This is a genomic window from Stenotrophomonas sp. JC08 (assembly GCF_052180205.1).
GTDB lineage: Bacteria > Pseudomonadota > Gammaproteobacteria > Xanthomonadales > Xanthomonadaceae > Stenotrophomonas.
On record NZ_CP197473.1, the window covers coordinates 1,876,473 to 1,896,128 of the forward strand.

Sequence of the window (19,656 nt, forward strand, 5' to 3'; positions counted from 1 at the left end):
TGCCGCTGCCCGGCACTGCCCGGCGCTAAGATGGACACCCTTCTCCCTCTCCGGTCCACCCCATGAAAGTCGTCGAAGTCCGCCACCCTCTGGTCCAGCACAAGATCGGCCTGCTCCGCGATCCGGGCATGAGCACCAAGGATTTCCGCGAGGTGGTCAACGAGCTGGGCACGCTGCTGGCCTACGAGGCCACCGCCGACCTGCAGACCGAAACCCACACCATGACGGGCTGGGCCGGGCCGGTGCAGGTGCAGCGCATCGCTGGTGCCAAGATCACCGTGGTACCGATCCTGCGGGCCGGGCTGGGCATGCTGACCGGCGTGCTGTCGCTGATTCCCGCCGCCCGCGTGAGCGTGGTCGGCCTGCAACGCAACGAGCAGACCCTGCAGCCGGTGCCCTATTTCGAGCGCCTGACCGGGCGTCTGGAAGAGCGCGACACGCTGATCCTGGATCCGATGCTGGCCACCGGCGGCACGTTGATCGCCACCATCGACATGCTCAAGCGTGCCGGCGCACACCGCATCAAGGGCATCTTCCTGGTGGCCGCACCGGAGGGCATCAAGGCGGTTGAAGCCGCCCATCCGGATGTCGAGATCTACACCGCCGCCATCGACGAGCGGCTCAACGACAAGGCCTATATCCTGCCCGGCCTGGGCGATGCCGGCGACCGCATCTTCGGCACGCGGGTCGGCTGAGCCGCGGCAACCCGGGCGCCAGTGCCCGGGGCCTTCCAACAGACGGCGTTGACTGGTTCAGGCAACGGCGAGCGTGCGCGCCTTCAACTCGCCCGTTTCATGGGCGGTGCCGAAACGGCCCCGCTCATCGCGCACCACCTGCGCCAGCGCGCACTGCGGATCGTGGGTGAAGAACAGCCGCACATCGCGCGCGAGCTTGTCTTCAAGGAACGCGCGCTTCTCGTCGATCAGCAGCTCCGCGTTGCGGTCGTAGCCCATGGTGATCGGCACGTGCACCCAGGAGCGGCCGGGAATCAGGTCGGCGCAGAACACCACGCCACCGTGTGCCTGACCATCGGCCTGCTCCACGCCGACGATCTCGGCCAGCATCAACCCCGGCGTATGGCCGTTGCTGAAGCTGAAACGCACCGACTTGCCCAGCACCTTCGAATACTCGCCGCTGACGATTTCCAGGCGGCCGCTGTTTTCCAGCAGCGCTGGGAGTTCTGGGATGAAGCTGGCGCGGTCGCGTGGATGCGGATGCAACGCCCGCTGCCAGTGCTCGGCTCCCACCACGAAAGTCGCATTGGGGAACAGCAGCTCCGGCGCGCGCCCTTCCGACCAGGGCGCCAGCAACCCGCCGGCGTGGTCGAAGTGCAGGTGGCTGAGCACCACCACATCGATGTCCTCATGCTCGAAACCGGCTTCGCGCAGCGAATCTATCAGGATGTGGCGCGGCTCCTGCACGCCGTAGCGCTCGCGCAGCTTCGGCTCGAAAAACGCACCGATGCCGGTTTCGAACAACACCGTCTTGCCCGCCAGCGGGCTGGCCAGCAAGGCCCGGCAGGCCAGCTCGATCCGGTTGAGTTCGTCGGCAGGCGCCCACTTTTCCCAGACCGCCTTGGGCGCATTGCCGAACATCGCGCCGCCATCGAGTTTTTGCGAATTACCGCGGATCGACCATAGTTTCATGTGAAAAGTATCGCCCCTGCGGCGTTAAATATTCGCAAGCCGAAGGTGCCTGGATTTTGACGCTGGAAACAGCAGAGCCCCGCGTTCTGCGGGGCTCTGCGGGTACGGCATGGGGCTGGAAAGCGCGCTCAGTTTTTCGCGCTGTCCACTGCCGCGCTGCCCACCGGGTTGCGTGGATCGGTGCCGCCGCTAAGGGTGTTGCTGCGACGGTCCCACTCCACCGTCTGCAGGTTGCCCCAGACATGGCTGGAGCCGCGCCCGCCGGCGGCGGTGTCGCCCGGCAGATCGACCTTGTGCCCCATCGCCTGCAGCTGCTTCGCGGTCTCGGCATCGAACGCACCGGATTCGGCGGAAATCTCGTCCGGCAGCCACTGGTGGTGATAGCGCGGCAATGCCGCCACCTGCTGCGCGCTCAGCCCGGCGTCGTAACCGAGGATGCCCAGCAGCACCATGGTGATGATGCGGCTGCCGCCCGGCGTGCCGATGACGATGACCTTGTCATCGTTCTCCATGAAGGTCGGCGTCATCGAGCTGAGCATGCGCTTGCCGGTCTTGGGCGCGTTGGCCTCGTAGCCCATCACGCCGAACGCATTCGGGGTACCGGGCTTGAGCGCGAAGTCGTCCATCTCGTTGTTCAGCAGCACGCCGGTGCCGGCGGGAATCAGTCCCGAGCCGTACAGCAGGTTGACCGTCTGCGTGCCACCGACGCGGTTGCCGTCACGATCGATGATCGAGAAATGCGTGGTTTCGTCATCCTCCAGCGGCGTCGGCTGGCCCGACAGCAGGTCACTCGGGGTGGCCTTCTCCGGATGGATGGTCGCGCGCAGGCCCTGTGCGTAGTCGCGGCTGGTCAGCACCTTCTGCGGGATGTCGACGAAATCCGGGTCGCCGAGGAAGAACGTGCGGTCACGGTAGGCACGGCGCATCGCCTCCACCACCAGGTGGGTGCGGTGGGCCTCGTCCATCGACTTCAGGTCCCAGCCTTCCAGCATCTGCAGCATCGAGGCCAGCGCAATACCGCCGGAGGACGGCGGCGAGGCGGTGGTGATCTTCCAGTCGCGGTAGTTGAACACGATCGGCTCGCGGGTCTTGACCGTGTAGCCGGCCAGTTCCTCGGCGGTCCAGCGGCCGCCGGCCTTCTTCACACCGGCCAGCAGCTTTTTGCCGGTCTCGCCGCGGTAGAAGCCGTCAAAGCCCTTCTCGGCCAGCAGCTGCAGGGTGCGGGCCAGCTCCGGTTGTTTGAAGAGATCGCCCTCGGCGATCGGGCGGCCATTGCGCAGATAGACCTCGCGGGTGCCGGGGTAACGCTCCATCACCTCGCGACGGGATTCATAACCACGCGCCATGCGCGCGTAGACCGGGAAGCCGTCGCGGGCGACGCGGATCGCCGGCGCCAGCGATTCGGTCAGCGGCAACCGGCCGTGATCGCGGGCAACCTGCACCAGCAGTGCCGGCAGGCCCGGAATACCGGCCGACCACGGACCGTTGACCGAGCGGTCGCGGTCCAGTTCGCCGTTCTTGTCCAGGAACTGCTCCGGGGTGGCTGATTCGGGCGAGGTCTCGCGCGCATCCAGCATCACATCCTTGCCGGTGCTGGCATCGTGCAGCAGGAAAAACCCACCGCCCCCCAGGCCCGAGCTGATCGGTTCGACCACCGAAAGGGTCGAGGACACCGCCACCGCGGCATCGAACGCATTGCCTCCCTTGGCCAGGATTTCCATGCCGGCATCGGTAGCCAGCTTGTGGCCGCTGGCAATGGCCGCACCATCAGGTTGGGTGGCCAGCACTGGCGGCTGCTGTGCTGCCAGTGCCAGCGATGGAAACACCAACGCGCACAGCAACAGGGAACGGGCAAAGGGTTTCATGCCGTCGGATTCTCCGGTTCGTAAAGTTCAGGGTGATCGCGCTGCAGGCCATACAGTTTGGCCAGCAGCTGTTCGTGGGTTTCGACGATGTCCGGGTCCGGGTCGATGCACTCCACCGGACACACCACCACACACTGTGGCTCGTCGAAATGCCCCACGCATTCGGTGCAGCGGGCCGGGTCGATCACATAGATCGTCTCGCCCATGGAAATCGCCTTGTTCGGGCAGGCGGGCTCGCAGACGTCACAGTTGACGCAGAGCTCATTGATTATCAACGACATGGCACTACTCCATGCCCGCGCCTGCCGGCGATGACCATCAGGCCAGGCCGCAACTGCTTGCCTGCGACGCGGCATTGCTGCCGGCCGCAACCGGGCACGCATTGCGCGTACCCGGCCTTGCACGGGTATTACTTGGCTTCAACGAAAATGTAATCGGCGCCGGTCGGCTGCACGATGGTCTGCACACGGGCGTTGTCTGCGGCATCGCCGATGAACACCACGCGCACGCCCTTCATCGAATCGGCCTGCACTTCCTTGAAGGCGGTATCGATCATGTCGGCCATCTTGGCCGAAGCCGAGGAGCCGAAAGCCAGCATGTTGCCCGGCTGGATGCCGCGGCTGATGGCGACTGTGGCGCTTTCCACCTGCCGGCCATACTTGGCCTCGAACTCCGGGTCGGATTCCGGCGGCAGGTAGTACAGGAACGGGCTGGCGGTGATATTGCCCATGTTCTGCACGGCCACGGCCTGCAGGTACTTCCTCCAGCCGGCATCGTCATCCTTGGCCGGAGCGACCAGCGCCTGCTGGGCGTCGGCAACCGGCGCGGCTTCTTCCTTTTTGCAGGCCGCGAAGGCCAGCACCAGCGAAGCGGCCAACATCACGCGCATCGTTTTCTTCATGGTGGTTCTCCCTTTAAAGGTGTTCGTTACAGCTGTTTGGAGGATTCACTGGCCGCGCGGGCTTCGCGGGCCTTGCGCAACGCTTCCAGCACGGTGGCCGGCACGAAGCCGGATACATCCCCGCCCAGCCGTGCGATTTCGCGTACCAGCGAGGATGAGATGAAACTGTGCTGTTCAGAGGGGGTCAGGAACAGGGTCTCGACCTCCGGGATCAGATGCCGGTTCATGCTCGCCATCTGGAATTCGTATTCGAAGTCGGACACCGCGCGCAGCCCGCGCAACAGAACGCCGCCATGCACCGACCGCACGAAGTGCGCCAGCAGCGTGTCGAAGCCGACCACTTCCACGTTGTCGTGCTGCTTGAGCCCCTCGCGCGCCAGCTCCACACGCAGGTCCAACGGCAGCGTCGGCCCCTTGGACGGGCTGTAGGCCACGCCCACGACAATCTTCTCGAACAGCGGCGCGGCGCGGTTCACCAGATCGATGTGCCCGTTGGTAATCGGATCGAACGTGCCCGGATAGACGGCGATACGACGATTGGCCGAATTCATGCGCTGTTTACCGTATTCAAGTCGCCGTGAAGTGTAGCAGCGGCATGCCGGTACAGGGCATAGCCGACCTCGCGGGTACCCCCCTCTCGATGCAGTACCCAGTGTGGCGGCAGCTGCTGGCGCAGATGCGCCGGCGCTTCCACGTACAGCCAGGCTTCGGTGCCGACGTGCCGCGACAGCCGCGGGACCACCTGCTCCCACAGGCCATCGGCGAACGGCGGATCGACAAACACGATGTCGGCCTGCGCCGGCGGCGCCGTTTCCAGCCAGCGCAGTGCATCACCCGCAACCACCTGCACCTGCTGCCGCGCATCCAGCTTTTCCACCACACCACGCAGGGCTGCCACCAGCGCCGGATCACGTTCGACCAGCACCGCCGAGGCCGCACCGCGCGACACCGCCTCCAGCCCCAGCGCGCCACTGCCGGCGAACAGGTCCAGCACCCGCGCGCCGGGCAGCTTGGGCATCAGCCAGTTGAACAGGGTCTCGCGCACGCGATCGCTGGTGGGCCGCAGACCCGGCAGCTCCGGCACCTGCAGCCGCGTATTGCGCCAGCGCCCGCCGACGATGCGTACCTGCCCGCGCCCTGCGGACACGGAGTGCCGGCCACGCCCGCTCATGCGCTCGCCAGCGGAGAAAACGGGCGGAAAATCAGTGCCATCGGCGCAACCGGCCTTCAACGGAAAACAGGGCCGAATGATAAACCACCGGCAGGCCGGGCCACCCGAACCTTGAAATCGGAACAATTAGCCATACCCGTGGAGACAGCCGCCGCATCCTCTCGCGGCACCTGTCATGGAGCACGTCCGACCGATGAACGCAGAAACCCAGAAGGAAACCCTCGGCTTCCAGACCGAGGTGAAGCAGCTGCTGCAGCTGATGATCCATTCGCTGTACTCGAACAAGGAAATCTTCCTGCGCGAGCTGGTATCCAATGCCGCTGACGCCGCCGACAAGCTGCGTTTCGAAGCACTGACCCGGCCCGAGCTGCTGGAAGGTGGCGCGCCGCTGCGCATCCGCATCGAGGCCGACCCGGCCGCGCGCACCCTGACCATCGATGACAACGGCATCGGTCTGAGCCGCGAGGAAGCCATCGCCCATCTGGGCACCATCGCCAAGTCCGGCACCGCCGAGTTCCTGAAGAACCTGTCCGGTGACCAGAAGAAGGACTCCAACCTGATCGGCCAGTTCGGCGTGGGCTTCTACTCGGCCTTCATCGTCGCCGACAAGGTGGACGTGTACAGCCGTCGTGCCGGCCTGCCGGCCAGCGAGGGTGTGCACTGGTCCTCGCGTGGCGAAGGCGAGTTCGAGGTCGCCACCATTGACAAGCCCGAGCGCGGCACCCGCATCGTGCTGCACCTGAAGGACGGCGAGGACAGCTACACCGATGGCTGGCAGCTGCGCAACCTGGTCAAGAAGTACTCCGACCACATCGGCCTGCCGATCGAGCAGCAGAAGGAACACCACGGCGAAGAGGCCGACAAGCCGGCCACGCCAGAGTGGGAAGCGGTCAACAAGGCCAGCGCGTTGTGGACCCGGGCCAAGTCCGAGATCAGCGACGCCGAATACCAGGAGTTCTACAAGCACATCGCCCATGACTTCACCGACCCGCTGGCGTGGAGCCACAACAAGGTCGAGGGCAAGCTGGAGTACACCTCGCTGCTGTACACCCCCGGCCGCGCGCCGTTCGACCTGTACCAGCGCGACGCCGCCAAGGGCCTGAAGCTCTACGTGCAGCGCGTTTTCATCATGGACCAGGCCGAGCAGTTCCTGCCGCTGTACCTGCGCTTCATCAAGGGCGTGATCGACTCCAACGACCTGCCGTTGAATGTGTCGCGCGAGATCCTGCAGTCCGGCCCGGTGATCGACTCGATGAAGTCGGCCCTGACCAAGCGCTCGCTGGACATGCTGGAGAAGCTGGCCAAGGACCAGCCGGAGGAATACGCCGGCTTCTGGAAGAACTTCGGCCAGGTGCTGAAGGAAGGCCCGGCCGAGGATTTCAACAACCGCGAGAAGATCGCCGGCCTGCTGCGCTTCGCCTCCACCATTGATGCCAGCGGCGAGCAGAACGTGGCACTGGCCGATTACGTCAGCCGCATGATCGAAGGCCAGGACAAGCTCTATTACCTGACCGGCGAGAGCTACCAGCAGGTCAAGGACAGCCCGCACCTGGAGGTGTTCCGCAAGAAGGGCATCGAAGTGCTGCTGATGACCGACCGCATCGACGAGTGGCTGATGAGCTACCTCAACGAATTCGATGGCAAGTCGTTCGTGGACATCGCCCGAGGCGACCTGGACCTAGGCAAGCTGGAATCCGAGGAAGACAAGAAGGCGCAGAAAGAAGTCGCCAAGACCAAGGAAGGCCTGGCCACGCGCCTGAAGACCGCTCTGGCCGAGGAAGTGGCCGAAGTGCGCGTCTCGCACCGCCTGACCGATTCGCCGGCGATCCTGGCCATCGGCGAGCAGGATCTGGGCCTGCAGATGCGGCAGATCCTGGAAGCCAGCGGCCAGAAGGTGCCCGACAGCAAGCCGGTGTTCGAGTTCAACCCGGCCCACCCGCTGATCGAGAAGCTCGACGCGGAAGCCGATATGGACCGTTTCAACGACCTGGCCCACGTGCTGTTCGACCAGGCCGCACTGGCCGCCGGCGACAGCCTCAAGGACCCGGCCGGTTACGTGCGTCGTTTGAACAAGCTGTTGCTGGAACTGTCGGCGTAACCTCCGCCCGCGCAGCACCCCACCGGAGCCGGCCCCGCGCCGGCTCCGCGTTTATCCGCCACCGCGTCGCCATGGGTGCCGGTGGTAGCATATGCCTCTGATTTCAGGCCTTTTTCCCTCATGCTCAGCTTTTTCCGCCGCAAGAAGAACGACGACGCCCAACAGTCCGCAAAGCCGTCAACGCTGAGCACGGAGGAGCTGGCCGCAGCGTTCCCCAAGGCGCCGTCCGAAGCCTCGGCACCGGTCGATATCGCTGATGCCTTCACCGCTGATCCGGTAGTCGAGTCGCCGCTGGGCGAAACAGCAGCCCTCGAAACTCCGGTTGCTGCGCCCGTCACCGACACCGTAAAGGACCAGGCGCAGCCGGAGCCGGCCATCCGCGAAGCCGCGGTCATGCCGCGGACCACAGTAGAGGCCACTCCAGCGCCGCAGGCGGATGTTCCGGCGCAAATCATCGCGCCCTCGCCCGCCCCTGCAGTCGCCGCAACCGATCCGGCACCGGCAACGCAAAGCGATGATGCCCTGATTCCCGCCAACGCCGCCCCGGCTGCCGCTTCCGGCAAGCTCGGCTGGCGCGAACGCCTGCGCAACAGTACCTTCGCGCGCAGCTTCGGCGGCCTGTTCTCGCGCAACCCCAAGCTCGATGACGACCTGCTCGACGAGATCGAGACCGCGCTGATCACCGCCGACGTGGGCGTGCCGGCCACCACCGCGCTGGTCGAAGACCTGCGCAAGCGCATGAAGTCGCGTGAATTCGCCGACGCCAACGCGCTGCTGGCCGCACTGCGCGCCGAGCTGATCGCGCTGCTGCAGCCGGTCGCCAAGCCGCTGGTGATCGACACCAACGCAAAACCATTTGTGATCCTCACCGTCGGCGTCAACGGCGTCGGCAAGACCACCACCATCGGCAAGCTGGCCAAGCGCTTCAAGGACCAGGGCCACAGCCTGATGCTGGCCGCCGGCGACACCTTCCGCGCCGCCGCCGTCGCCCAGCTGCAGATCTGGGGCGAGCGCAACGGCGTGGCCGTGGTCGCCCAGGGGCAGAACGCCGATGCCGCCTCGGTCGCCTTCGACGCGCTGCAGGCCGGCAAGGCGCGCGGCACCAGCATCCTCATCGCCGATACCGCCGGTCGCCTGCACACCCAGACCGGACTGATGAACGAGCTGAGCAAGATCCGCCGCGTGCTCGGCAAGATCGACGACACCGCGCCACACGAGGTGCTGATGGTGATCGACGGCACCACCGGCCAGAACGCGCTGTCGCAGTTGCGCCAGTTCCATGCCGCCGCCGGCGTCACCGGTCTGGTGGTGACCAAACTGGACGGTACCGCTAAGGGCGGCGTGGTGTTCGCGCTGGCCCGCGAGTTCGGTATTCCGATCCGTTTTGCCGGCATCGGCGAGCGTCCGGAAGACCTGCGCGTGTTCGACCCGGAAGCCTTCGTCGACGCCCTGCTGCCGGAGGCCTTGGGCGGCAACTGATCTGAAGCTCCTCTCCCACCGGGAGAGGGGTTGGGGTGAGGGTAGGAAGGAGTGAAGCTCCCGCGCAGCAAAGCGATAGAAGCCACCCCCTCATCCGCCCTTCGGGGCACCTTCTCCCGCGGGGAGAAGGGACGCGAGAACAACCGCCATCGCCTGCGAGTCCATGCCCGAATTTTCCAGCCAACTCCTGACCTGGTTCGACCAGCACGGCCGCCACGACCTGCCGTGGCAGCACCCGCGCTCGCCGTACCGGGTGTGGCTGTCGGAGATCATGCTGCAGCAGACGCAGGTGGCCACGGTCATTCCGTATTTCCAGCGCTTCGTGCAGTCATTCCCGGTGCTGGCCGATCTGGCCGCCGCCGACAACGACGCGGTGATGGCGCACTGGGCCGGGCTGGGTTATTACGCCCGCGCCCGCAACCTGCATGCCGCCGCCCGGCAGTGTGTTGAACGGCACGACGGCGAGCTGCCGCGCGATTTCGATGCACTGCTGGCCCTGCCCGGCATCGGTCGCAGCACCGCCGGCGCGATCCTCAGCCAGGCGTGGAACGATCCCTTCCCGATTCTCGACGGCAACGTCAAACGGGTATTGACCCGCTTTCACGGCATTGCCGGCTTCCCCGGGCAGCCCGCCATCGAGAAACAGCTGTGGGCGCTGGCCGCCCAGCAGCTCGACCATGTCCCCGCCGGCCGCATGGCCGACTACACCCAGGCGCAGATGGATTTCGGCGCCACCTTGTGTACGCGCTCCAAACCCGCCTGCATCCTGTGCCCGTTGCAGGACAACTGCGTTGCGCATGCGCAGGGACTGGTGGATTCATTGCCGACGCCCAGGCCCAGCAAGATCCTGCCCGAACGCGAGGCAACCGCGCTGCTGCTGGAAGACGCACAAGGCCACATCCTGCTGCACAAACGCCCGCCCACTGGCATCTGGGCCTCGCTGTGGACGCTGCCACAGGCCGATACCGACAGTGCGATGCGAGAATGGTTCGCCGGCAACATCAGCGGCGACTATGACAGCGCCAGCGAGCTGCCACTGATCGTGCATACCTTCAGCCATTACCGGTTGCACCTGCAGCCGCTGCACCTGCGCAAGGCCGTACCGGCCGCCAGGGTTGGCGACAATGCCGACCTGCGCTGGTTTTCACCCGCCGAGCTGGCCGACATCGGCCTGCCCGCACCGATCCGCAAACTGCTAGAGCGCCACCCGGCGCACTGATCCAACAGGAATACGCCATGTCCCGCTCCGTCTTCTGCCAGTACGAACAACGCGAAACCGAAGGTCTGGATTTCGTTCCCTATCCCGGCGAACTGGGTCAACGCATCTTCGCCAATGTCGGCAAGCAGGCCTGGGCCGCGTGGCTGGCACACCAGACCATGCTGATCAACGAAAACCGGCTGTCGCCGCGCGATCCGAAACACCGCGCCTTCCTGGAAGAAGAGCTGGTCAAGTTCCTGTTCTCCGGCGGCGCCGAAAAACCGGCCGGCTACGTCGCCCCCGGATCCAACCCGTAAGCGGCCACGTCACCAGACCGCTGGTGGATGCATGAACGACAAAGCCCGCAATCACCTGGATTGCGGGCTTTTTGTCTGGTTCTTGGCGGTTTGCGCCGCTCCTGTGCCACGCCGGGCTCAATCCGCCTCGCTGCCCTGCTCCGCTGCGCGCTCGGCGATCTTGGCTTCGCGCAATTCCTTCTCCGAAGCACGCAGCGCCTTCACGTCGAGCGGGCGGATGCTGTCGATCCGGCAGGGAATATGCGGCCCGGGCCCGCTCCCGTGGACGATGACCCGGTCAAACCGCGCCGAGACACGGCCCATCATGTTGGTCACCGTGATCGCCGGCGCATAGGACAGGTCCAGACATGGCCCGCCCAGATCCAGCAGCCACGCCTGGTTGGGCCGGGTCCATACGGCCAGCGCACTGTCGCCCAGTTCCGTCCAGCCATTGAGACTGCCGAAATACTGGAAATCCTTCACCGGCTCTCCGGCATGGGCTTTGTACAGCTCCAGGCGCTCACCACTGGAGAGCTTTCCCGTCGTGGCACACCCCGCCAACGCAGCGGCGGCGATCAACGCGACAAGCAAATTTTTCATGGCACAACTCCTTGCAACGGGCGGACAAATCCGGATGTATCCGTGACTCGGCAATCATCCGCCGCTGAAGAGGCCGTTTCCATCAATCCCGATTCCACCGTTCAGCAGGCGTGCCGGATCAGACCTGGCTGTGCGCAAGTTCATGCAGCCGCCCCTGGCGCAGCTCCAGCACCCGGTCCAGCTTGCGTGCCAGACCACGATCGTGGGTCACCAGCACCAGACTGGTACGCTGCGCCCGGTTCAACTCCAGCATCAGCTCGAAGACGGTGGCGGCGGTCTTGTCATCCAGGTTGCCGGTGGGCTCATCGCCCAGAACGCAGGCCGGCTGGTTGACCAGCGCCCGCGCCACCGCCGCACGCTGGCGCTCACCACCGGACAGCTCGCCCGGCTTGTGTTCCAGCCGATGGCCGAGCCCGACCGACTCCAGCAACGCCTTGGCACTGCGCCCGGCGCTGGCGGCATCGCTGCCACCCAGCATCAGCGGCATCATCACGTTCTCCTGCGCGGTGAACTCCGGCAGCAGGTGATGGAACTGATAGACGAAACCGAGTGAGCGGTTGCGCAGGCGTCCACGTTCGGCATCGGACAAGGCCGACATTTTCTGCCCCGCCACATACACCTCACCGGCGCTGGGAATATCCAGCCCACCCAGCAGGTGCAGCAGCGTGCTCTTCCCGGCGCCGGAAGCACCGACGATCGCCACGGTTTCGCCTCCCCGGACATCCAGGTCCAGCCCGTCGAATACCGGCGTATGCATCTTGCCTTCGGCGTAGGTCTTGCCCAGTCCTTCGGCGCGGATCACCGATTCCATCCATGCGTTCTCATTCATAGCGCAGCGCCTCCGCCGGTTGCGTGCGCGCCGCACGCCAGGCCGGGTACAGCGTTGCAAGGAAGCTCATCAGCAGCGCCACCAGCGTGATCACCACCACATCGCCGGTCTGCATGTCGGTTGGCAGGCCGGTGATGTAGTACACGTCCTCCGGCAGCAGCTTGGTATCGAAAACGCGCTCGATCAGGCCGAGGATGCGCTCAAGGTTGAAGGTCAACGTGATGCCGCCGAGGACACCGGCGAGGGTGCCGAACACACCGATCAGGGTGCCTTGGACCATGAACACCTGCATCACCCCGCCGGGCGTCAGCCCGAGCGTGCGCAGGATGGCGATATCAGCCTGCTTGTCGGTGACCAGCATCACCTGCGAGGACACCAGGTTGAACGCGCCCATGGCGATGATCAGCGACAGCAGGATGCCCATCACCGTCTTTTCCATGCGCAGCGAGTGGTAGAGGTTGGCGTTCTGCTGGGTCCAGTCGCTGACCCGGTAAAAGCCGTCGAGATTGAGCGCCAGGTCGCGCGCCACCGCGTAGGACTGGTCCATGTCGTGCAGCTTCAGGCGCACGCCGGTCACGCCGTCCATGCGCAGCACGCGCTCCAGATCCTGCAGGTTGACGAAGGCCACGCCACGATCGATCTCGTTGTAGCCGGCCTCGAAGATGCCACTCACCTTGAAACGCTTGGTGCGCGGCAAGCCGCCCATCGGCGTGCCCTGGATCTCGGCCAGCGTCGCCACCACGCTGTCACCCACCTCCACGCCCAGCCACAGCGCCAGCTCCTGGCCGAGCAGGATGTTGAACTCGCCCGCCTGCAGGCTGGCCAGCTCGCCCTTTTTCATCTTCTCGCCGATCACCGATACCTTCGGCTCCTGTGCCGGGTCGATACCCTGCACGATGGCGCCCTGCACCCGCGGACCGGACAACATGCCCTGGATCTCGATATACGGCGCGGCACCGGCAACCCGCGGGTCCTTCATCGCCACCTCGATCGCATGCTGCCAGTTCGACATCGGTGCACCGTCTGCACTGACGGTGGCATGCGCCGACATCTGCAGCAGACGATCACGGATTTCCTTCTGGAAGCCGCTCATCACCGCCAATGTGGTGATCAGCACCGTCACCCCGAGCGCGATGCCGAGGATGGAAGCCATGGAGATGAAGGAGATGAAACCATTGCGGCGCTTGGCCCGCAGATAACGCAATCCGATTGCAACGGGAAGAGGTCTGAACATGCGGGCAAGCCTGTGAAGTGCGGCTATGGTGCCACCATCGCTTCCTTCCGGGAAACCGCATGGGCACGCATAGCCAGTCTTAGTTCACGTCGCTGCGTGGCGCTGAGGGTATCGGGCCAGAACAGCAGACTGTCGTATCGACCCGCCTGCCGCCACCGCAACATCAGCAATGGCCCCCGCTGCAGCAGCTCGACCCCGGCCAGTACCTGGCCATCCACCGACACCGTCGAGGATGCAGGCATGCCACCCACCAGCAGTTGTCGCGGCGGCTGTCGCAACCCCTTGCATGCGCTCCACAGCGAATGCGCCAGAACGGTAATCCCCGTCGGAATCGCCCAGCTCCATGCCAGTGCACAGCTCATCAACGCGATGGCGGCGGCGACGCCCAGCACCCCCATGGCCGTCGCCTGCCAGCGCGACGGCCGCCACTCACAGCGGAAGGGCGCGGATATGGGCGATGAGTTGCGCCTGCTGCGCATCCGGACAGGCCTCGTAGCCCATGGACCAACGCCACAATTTATCGTCTTCGGTATCCAGCAGCTGTAGGAAAACCTCGCGTTCCTGCGCCGGTGCCGACGCCCAGCAACGGTCAAGGTAACGGCCGAACAGCTGGTCCAGCTCCCGCATGCCGCGACGGCAGCGCCAGCGCAGCTTCTTCAGCAAGATTTCTTCTTCCGGGCTCATATCCACCTGTCCTGTTGCCGCGGCATCGCCACAGCGGAAACAAAGACGGCACCAGACCCAAGGGCCGGTGCCGCCAGAGTCGCAAGGCGCGGACGCCCTGCGGGAAACCACCGGATCAGGCGCGGCGCGCCATCATCAGCTTCTTGATCTCGGCAATCGCCAGTGCCGGGTTCAAGCCCTTCGGGCAGGTCCGTGCGCAGTTCATGATCGTGTGGCAGCGGTACAGCTTGAACGGATCTTCCAGATCGTCCAGCCGCGCACCGGTGTCCTCGTCACGCGAATCGATGATCCAGCGGTAGGCCTGCAGCAGGATCGCCGGGCCCAGGTAGCGCTCGCCGTTCCACCAGTAGCTCGGGCAGCTGGTCGAGCAGCAGGCGCACAGGATGCACTCGTACAGGCCGTCGAGCTTCTTGCGGTCGTCCGGCGACTGCAGGCGCTCGCGGTCCGGCGGCGGCGGAGTCTGGGTGCGGATCCACGGCTTGATCGAGGCGTACTGCGCGTAGAAGTGGGTCAGGTCCGGAACCAGGTCCTTGACCACGTCCATGTGCGGCAGCGGGTAGATCGGCACCTCGGCCTTGCCGCAATCGGAAATGGCGCGGGTGCAGGCCAGCGTGTTGGTGCCGTCGATGTTCATCGCGCACGAACCGCAGATGCCTTCACGGCAGGAACGACGGAAGGTCAGGGTCGGATCGATCTCGTTCTTGATCTTGATCAGCGCATCCAGAACCATCGGGCCGCACGTATCGAGATCGATCTCGTAGGTGTCGGTACGCGGGTTGTGGTCGTCGTCCGGGCTCCAGCGGTAGACCTTGAAGGTACGCAGGTTCTTGCCGCCAGTTTTGACCGGGAAGTGCTTGCCCTGGGTGATCCGGGAGTTTTTCGGAAGTGCAAATTCAGCCATGTTCGTAGGTTCCCCGGATCAGTAGACGCGTGGCTTCGGCGGCACGACGGAGACGTCGTCGGTGAGCGTGTACATGTGCACCGGACGGAAGTCGAAGCTGCACTTGCCCTTCTCGTCGACGGTGACCAGCGTGTGCTTCATCCAGTTGACGTCGTCGCGCTCCGGATAATCCTCGTGCGCGTGGGCGCCACGGCTTTCCTTGCGCTGCTCGGCCGAGTTGATGGTGGCCACGGCGTTGAGCAGCAGGTTGTTGAGCTCGTAGGTTTCGATCAGGTCCGAATTCCACACCAGCGAACGGTCGGTGACCTTGACGTCCTGGAACGAATCGAACACCTCGGCCATCTTCTTGCAGCCCTCGGCCAGCGTCTGGCTGGTGCGGAACACCGCGGCATCGGCCTGCATCGTGCGCTGCATGCGATCGCGGATGACCGCGGTTGGGGTGTCGCCGTTGGCGTGGCGCAGCTTGTCCAGCAGGCCCAGCGCCTTGTCGCAGGCATCGGACGGCAGGGTCTTGTGCGGAGCACCCGGCTTGATCGTCTCGGCGCAGCGGTTGGCCACGGCGCGGCCGAACACCACCAGGTCCAGCAGCGAGTTGGAACCCAGGCGGTTGCCGCCATGCACCGACACGCAACCGGCCTCGCCGATGGCGTACAGGCCCGGCACCACCGCATCGGGGTTGTCGCCGACCTTGCGCACGACTTCGCCGTGGTAGTTGGTCGGGATACCGCCCATGTTGTAGTGGACCGTCGGGATCACCGGGATCGGCTGCTTGTGCACGTCGACACCGGCGAAGATGCGGGCGCTCTCGGCGATACCCGGCAGCTTCTCGTCGATGACGCCCGGGCCGAGGTGGGTCAGGTCGAGCAGGATGTGGTCCTTGTGCTCGCCAACGCCCCGGCCTTCGCGGATTTCGATGGTCATCGAGCGCGACACCACGTCACGCGAGGCCAGATCCTTGTAGTGCGGTGCGTAGCGCTCCATGAAACGCTCGCCACTGGCGTTGCGCAGGATGCCGCCCTCGCCTCGCACACCTTCGGTGATCAGGCAGCCGGCGCCGTAGATGCCGGTCGGGTGGAACTGCACGAACTCCATGTCCTGCAGCGGCAGGCCGGCACGGGCCACGAGGCCGCCACCGTCACCTGTACAGGTATGCGCCGAGGTGGCGCTGAAGTAGGCACGACCGTAACCGCCGGTGGCCAGCACCACGCCGTGGGCGCGGAACAGGTGCAGGGTGCCTTCGGCCATATCCAGCGCAAGCACGCCGCGGCAGACGCCCTCTTCGTCCATGATCAGGTCAAGAGCGAAGTACTCGATCATGAACTGCGCGTTGTGCGCCAGCGACTGCTGGTACAGGGTGTGCAGCATGGCGTGGCCGGTACGGTCGGCGGCTGCGCAGGTACGCTGCGCGGACGGGCCTTCGCCGTACTTGGTGGTCATGCCGCCGAACGGGCGCTGGTAGATCTTGCCGTCTTCGGTACGCGAGAACGGAACGCCGTAGTGTTCCAGCTCGATCACCGCCGGGATGGCCTCGCGGCACATGTACTCGATGGCATCCTGGTCGCCCAGCCAGTCGCCGCCCTTGATGGTGTCGTAGAAGTGGTAGCGCCAGTCGTCCTCGCCCATGTTGGCCAGTGCCGCGGCGATGCCGCCCTGCGCTGCCACGGTGTGCGAGCGGGTCGGGAAAACCTTGGTGATGCAGACGGTCTGCAGGCCCTTCTGGGCCAAGCCGAAGGTCGCGCGCAGGCCGGCGCCGCCGGCGCCGACCACGACCATGTCGACCTTGTGTTCAGTAATGTTGTAAGCGGACATGTATCAGTTCCCAAGCGCGACGCGGGCAACCGCGAAGATGCTGACGATCGCGCCGAGCACGGCGACGAACTTGACCGTGGTCTGCAGCGCCAGGGCCAGCAATGAATTGTGGATGTAGTCCTCCAGCACGACCTGCAGACCAAGCTGCGCATGCCAGAACATGGCCACCAGGAAGCCGACCAGCGCGATCGCGTTCCACGGCTTGGCAACGGTCTCCACTGCGGTCACATAGTCGGCACCGATCAGGCTCAGCACCAGGCACAGGAACCACAGGGTCAGCACGACCAGCGCGGTGGCGGTCAGGCGCTGGTGGATGAAGGGCATCGTGCCGGACTTGGCGCTGCCCAGGCCGCGCGCATTCTTCAACGGGGTACGAAACTGGCTCATGCGGCAGCTCCCATGCAGACGTAGATCCAGATCAGCGCGGTGATCAGCAGGCTGCCGACCACCGACATCCAGCTGCTGCGGATGAAGGCCGGCTTGCTGTAGCCGATGGCGAAGTCCTGCACGATGTGGCGGATGCCGTTGCACAGGTGGTAGGCAAAGCACCAGGTCCAGCCGAACAGGATCACCTTGCCGTACCAGGCACTGGCATGGGTGGTGAAGCAGTTCCAGGACTCAGGGCCCATCATCAGGGCGAGCAGGCCGCCTGCGATGATCAGGGCGCCGACAGCCAGAATGATGCCGCTGGCTCGATGCAGGATCGAGGTGGCCATCTGGATCTGCCAGCGATACACCTGCAGGTGTGGAGAAAGGGGGCGGGGTCTGTTCGCCATTCGCTGACTCGTTATCTCGGCTGGGCGGCAGGATGCCGCGTTGGCTGTACGCTGCTCAGAAATCGATGCAGCGCCCGTTTTTCTCCCAATCGCCATATCGCACCGGATCGAGTCCGCCGCGACCACCGTATTCCTTCTGCGCCGCCTCCTCGGGAAGCGGCTGCTTCTCGGGGGCCTGCGGGGCTTCAGCTTCGGTCTCGGGAGTGGGGGTTGTTTGGACTATCATCATTGGTCTCGCAACGCACAAATTTTAGTCTCCGTTCACGTGTCTGACAACCTCGCCCCCCGTTTCAGCGGTTTCCGCACCTTCTCCCAGCCGCAGATCCTGCGCCTTTCCGGTGCCGATGCGGTGGCCTTCGCGCAGGCGCAGTTCGCCAGCGATGTCGCCGCCCTGGCCGACGGCCACTGGCACTGGAGCACCTGGCTGAACGCCAAAGGCCGCGTGCTGGCTACGTTTCAACTGTTACGGCTGGATCCGCAGCAGCTGCTGCTGGTCTGCCACGATGGCGATGTGGAAACGATGGCCGGGCAACTGCGTGGCTTCATCTTCCGGCGCAAAGTGACGTTGACGGTGGATGCGACGCTGGCCGTGTCCGGCGCGTTCAGCGCTCCGGAAAAGACCGGCAATGCGCAGATCGCGGTGAGCGACGATGGCCTTATCGAGCTCGATGCCGGCACCACCGCCCTGCCCCGCTGCCTGCGGATCGGCCCTGCAACCGTCGTGGCGACGGCGGCGGAAGAGCTGGCCTGGCGCCAGTCCGACCTGCGCCTGGGCCTGCCGCGTCTGATCGACAGCCAGCGCGAGCAGTGGACCCCGCAGCAGCTGGGGCTGGACCGGCTCAACGCCTACAGCGTCAAAAAAGGCTGCTATCCGGGGCAGGAGATCGTTGCCCGCACCCACTTCCTCGGCAAGGCCAAGCGCGCGGCCACCCTGCTGCGCGCGCAAAGCCCGCTGACCGCCGGCCAGAGCGTCAGCCACAACGGCAGCGATATCGGCACCCTGGCCAGCACCGCGGGAGAACTGGCGCTGGCGGTGCTGCCACTGGAACTGTCCGAAGGCGACCTGGGCATCAGTGGCGAGGTGGTCACCATCGAGCCACTGCTGGACGGACTGGCTCGCTGATAGCGCCTGCGCCCGGTTCTTCGATGGCACAAGCATCCCGGCCGGCATCTTCCGACAGCTGAATCCGCCGCCTCCAGCGGTGTCAGCAGACATTCCGAAGCAGCCGCTGCCGCCACCGGAGCCGCCCGATGCTTGGCGCGCGCCGCACAATTTCCGAACGCACATCGCCGCGCCGCGTCATGGCGGGCTGCCTCGGCGCGGCTATGATCCGCAGCATTCTGGACTGTGATGGATCTTCGATGAGCAATTCCCTGCTTGTGCAACACCACCGGGGCGTGGCGACACTTACGCTCGATCGCCCGGAACTGCACAACGCCTTCGACGCGGGACTGATCGGGACATTGACCCGCGCGCTGCAGCAGGCCGGTGCCGACCCGTCGGTTCGCGCCGTACTCCTGGCCGGCAGCGGCGCGTCGTTCTCCGCCGGTGCCGACCTGCAGTGGATGCGCGCGATGGCCAGCGCCAGCCAGGAAGAAAACCGGATCGATTCACTGGCACTGGCGCGGTTGATGCGCACGCTGGACGAACTGCCCAAGCCCACCATCGCCCGCGTGCATGGCGCCGCCTTCGGCGGGGGCGTCGGCCTGGTGGCCTGCTGCGATATCGCCATTGCCGCCGAAGGCGCGCGCTTCGGCCTGACCGAAAGCCGCCTGGGTCTGTTGCCGGCGGTGATCTCACCCTATGTGATCGCCGCCATCGGCCCGCGCCAGGCACGGCGCTGGTTCGCCACCGGCGAGCATTTCGATGCCGCCACCGCCCACGAGATCGGTCTGGTGCATCAGCTTGTCCCCGCCGCAGCGCTTGACGATGCGGTGCATGCGCAGCTGGAACTGCTGCGCAAAGCCGGGCCGGTCGCCAGCGCATCGGCCAAGGTACTGGTACGCGAAGTCTGCGCCACCGGTGGCGACCGCGATGCGCTTGATCGCGCCAATGCCGCGCTGATCGCCGCGCTGCGCGCCTCCGACGAGGGCCGCGAAGGCCTGTCGGCATTTCTCGAAAAGCGCGCCCCGCACTGGGCGCGAAAGGACTGAACCATGCTTTCCCGC

The 19,656-nt window shown here is 65.5% G+C and carries 23 protein-coding genes; 7 read left to right on the top strand and 16 right to left on the bottom strand.

What is annotated here, in order from left to right; translation table 11 throughout:
- Window positions 1–62: 62 nt before the first annotated feature.
- Window positions 63–695 (top strand): uracil phosphoribosyltransferase, encoded by a 633-nt coding sequence (upp, locus tag ACSBPQ_RS08585; protein WP_442681780.1) that lies wholly within the window; start codon window positions 63–65, stop codon window positions 693–695.
- 57 nt (window positions 696–752) lie between these two features.
- Here the strand turns inward: upp and ACSBPQ_RS08590 are convergent, their stop codons facing one another.
- The 6 genes from ACSBPQ_RS08590 to rsmD all read right to left on the bottom strand — a co-directional run bounded on the left by ACSBPQ_RS08590 (window position 753) and on the right by rsmD (window position 5,583).
- Window positions 753–1,646, bottom strand: a complete 894-nt coding sequence (locus ACSBPQ_RS08590) for an MBL fold metallo-hydrolase (RefSeq protein WP_442681781.1) — start codon at window positions 1,644–1,646, stop codon at window positions 753–755.
- 128 nt (window positions 1,647–1,774) lie between these two features.
- The gene (ggt, locus tag ACSBPQ_RS08595) at window positions 1,775–3,511 is read right to left on the bottom strand and encodes a gamma-glutamyltransferase (protein ID WP_442681782.1); all 1,737 of its coding nucleotides are present in this window, start codon (window positions 3,509–3,511) and stop codon (window positions 1,775–1,777) included.
- Window positions 3,508–3,792: a YfhL family 4Fe-4S dicluster ferredoxin gene (locus ACSBPQ_RS08600; RefSeq protein WP_442681783.1), complete on the bottom strand. Its 285-nt coding sequence runs from the start codon at window positions 3,790–3,792 to the stop codon at window positions 3,508–3,510. Before ACSBPQ_RS08600 ends, ggt begins: the two co-directional genes overlap by 4 nt.
- Window positions 3,793–3,920: 128 nt before the next feature.
- Window positions 3,921–4,412 (bottom strand): hypothetical protein, encoded by a 492-nt coding sequence (locus ACSBPQ_RS08605; RefSeq protein WP_442681784.1) that lies wholly within the window; start codon window positions 4,410–4,412, stop codon window positions 3,921–3,923.
- Window positions 4,413–4,438: 26 nt separating this feature from the next.
- On the bottom strand, window positions 4,439–4,963 hold the full coding sequence (gene coaD, locus ACSBPQ_RS08610; protein WP_442681785.1) for a pantetheine-phosphate adenylyltransferase: 525 nt from the start codon (window positions 4,961–4,963) through the stop codon (window positions 4,439–4,441).
- Window positions 4,960–5,583, bottom strand: a complete 624-nt coding sequence (gene rsmD, locus ACSBPQ_RS08615) for a 16S rRNA (guanine(966)-N(2))-methyltransferase RsmD (RefSeq protein WP_442681786.1) — start codon at window positions 5,581–5,583, stop codon at window positions 4,960–4,962. The genes coaD and rsmD overlap by 4 nt, the downstream gene beginning before the upstream one ends.
- Window positions 5,584–5,776: 193 nt before the next feature.
- Between rsmD and htpG the strand changes: the two genes are divergently transcribed.
- From htpG to ACSBPQ_RS08635, 4 genes are all read left to right on the top strand, one after another.
- Window positions 5,777–7,681 carry a molecular chaperone HtpG gene (gene htpG, locus ACSBPQ_RS08620; RefSeq protein WP_442681787.1) on the top strand — a complete coding sequence of 635 codons (1,905 nt, stop codon included), beginning with the start codon at window positions 5,777–5,779 and terminating at the stop codon, window positions 7,679–7,681.
- Between the two features lie 120 nt (window positions 7,682–7,801).
- Window positions 7,802–9,160, top strand: coding sequence for a signal recognition particle-docking protein FtsY (gene ftsY / locus ACSBPQ_RS08625; protein WP_442681788.1), 1,359 nt, complete (start codon window positions 7,802–7,804; stop codon window positions 9,158–9,160).
- Between the two features lie 163 nt (window positions 9,161–9,323).
- Window positions 9,324–10,379 carry an A/G-specific adenine glycosylase gene (gene mutY, locus ACSBPQ_RS08630; RefSeq protein ID WP_442681789.1) on the top strand — a complete coding sequence of 352 codons (1,056 nt, stop codon included), beginning with the start codon at window positions 9,324–9,326 and terminating at the stop codon, window positions 10,377–10,379.
- Between the two features lie 17 nt (window positions 10,380–10,396).
- Entirely contained in the window at window positions 10,397–10,675 is a 279-nt protein-coding gene (locus ACSBPQ_RS08635; RefSeq protein ID WP_442681790.1) for an oxidative damage protection protein, read from the top strand.
- Window positions 10,676–10,792: 117 nt separating this feature from the next.
- On the opposite strand, the gene ACSBPQ_RS08640 is transcribed toward ACSBPQ_RS08635, so the two are convergent.
- The 10 genes from ACSBPQ_RS08640 to ACSBPQ_RS08685 all read right to left on the bottom strand — a co-directional run bounded on the left by ACSBPQ_RS08640 (window position 10,793) and on the right by ACSBPQ_RS08685 (window position 17,716).
- Window positions 10,793–11,254 carry a DUF6491 family protein gene (locus ACSBPQ_RS08640; protein WP_442681791.1) on the bottom strand — a complete coding sequence of 154 codons (462 nt, stop codon included), beginning with the start codon at window positions 11,252–11,254 and terminating at the stop codon, window positions 10,793–10,795.
- A 118-nt stretch (window positions 11,255–11,372) separates the two neighbouring features.
- Window positions 11,373–12,083: a lipoprotein-releasing ABC transporter ATP-binding protein LolD gene (gene lolD, locus ACSBPQ_RS08645; RefSeq protein ID WP_442681792.1), complete on the bottom strand. Its 711-nt coding sequence runs from the start codon at window positions 12,081–12,083 to the stop codon at window positions 11,373–11,375.
- Window positions 12,076–13,317, bottom strand: a complete 1,242-nt coding sequence (locus tag ACSBPQ_RS08650) for a lipoprotein-releasing ABC transporter permease subunit (protein ID WP_442681793.1) — start codon at window positions 13,315–13,317, stop codon at window positions 12,076–12,078. The genes lolD and ACSBPQ_RS08650 overlap by 8 nt, the downstream gene beginning before the upstream one ends.
- A 23-nt stretch (window positions 13,318–13,340) precedes the next feature.
- Window positions 13,341–13,715, bottom strand: a complete 375-nt coding sequence (locus tag ACSBPQ_RS08655; protein WP_442681794.1) for a hypothetical protein — start codon at window positions 13,713–13,715, stop codon at window positions 13,341–13,343.
- Between the two features lie 31 nt (window positions 13,716–13,746).
- Window positions 13,747–14,001 carry an FAD assembly factor SdhE gene (locus ACSBPQ_RS08660; protein ID WP_442684554.1) on the bottom strand — a complete coding sequence of 85 codons (255 nt, stop codon included), beginning with the start codon at window positions 13,999–14,001 and terminating at the stop codon, window positions 13,747–13,749.
- A gap of 115 nt (window positions 14,002–14,116) precedes the next feature.
- A complete protein-coding gene (locus ACSBPQ_RS08665; protein WP_442681795.1) occupies window positions 14,117–14,902 on the bottom strand; it encodes a succinate dehydrogenase iron-sulfur subunit in 786 nt (261 codons plus the stop codon).
- A gap of 18 nt (window positions 14,903–14,920) precedes the next feature.
- Window positions 14,921–16,711 carry a succinate dehydrogenase flavoprotein subunit gene (gene sdhA, locus ACSBPQ_RS08670; RefSeq protein ID WP_442681796.1) on the bottom strand — a complete coding sequence of 597 codons (1,791 nt, stop codon included), beginning with the start codon at window positions 16,709–16,711 and terminating at the stop codon, window positions 14,921–14,923.
- Window positions 16,712–16,714: 3 nt separating this feature from the next.
- The gene (gene sdhD, locus ACSBPQ_RS08675) at window positions 16,715–17,098 is read right to left on the bottom strand and encodes a succinate dehydrogenase, hydrophobic membrane anchor protein (protein ID WP_442681797.1); all 384 of its coding nucleotides are present in this window, start codon (window positions 17,096–17,098) and stop codon (window positions 16,715–16,717) included.
- A complete protein-coding gene (sdhC, locus tag ACSBPQ_RS08680; RefSeq protein ID WP_442681798.1) occupies window positions 17,095–17,487 on the bottom strand; it encodes a succinate dehydrogenase, cytochrome b556 subunit in 393 nt (130 codons plus the stop codon). Before sdhC ends, sdhD begins: the two co-directional genes overlap by 4 nt.
- 55 nt (window positions 17,488–17,542) lie before the next feature.
- On the bottom strand, window positions 17,543–17,716 hold the full coding sequence (locus ACSBPQ_RS08685) for a DUF1674 domain-containing protein (protein WP_442681799.1): 174 nt from the start codon (window positions 17,714–17,716) through the stop codon (window positions 17,543–17,545).
- A 36-nt stretch (window positions 17,717–17,752) separates the two neighbouring features.
- Here ACSBPQ_RS08685 and ygfZ point away from each other — a divergent pair, with 36 nt between their 5' ends.
- Entirely contained in the window at window positions 17,753–18,610 is an 858-nt protein-coding gene (gene ygfZ / locus ACSBPQ_RS08690) for a CAF17-like 4Fe-4S cluster assembly/insertion protein YgfZ (protein WP_442681800.1), read from the top strand.
- A 239-nt stretch (window positions 18,611–18,849) separates the two neighbouring features.
- The gene (locus tag ACSBPQ_RS08695; protein ID WP_442681801.1) at window positions 18,850–19,641 is read left to right on the top strand and encodes an enoyl-CoA hydratase-related protein; all 792 of its coding nucleotides are present in this window, start codon (window positions 18,850–18,852) and stop codon (window positions 19,639–19,641) included.
- Window positions 19,642–19,656: the final 15 nt, after the last annotated feature.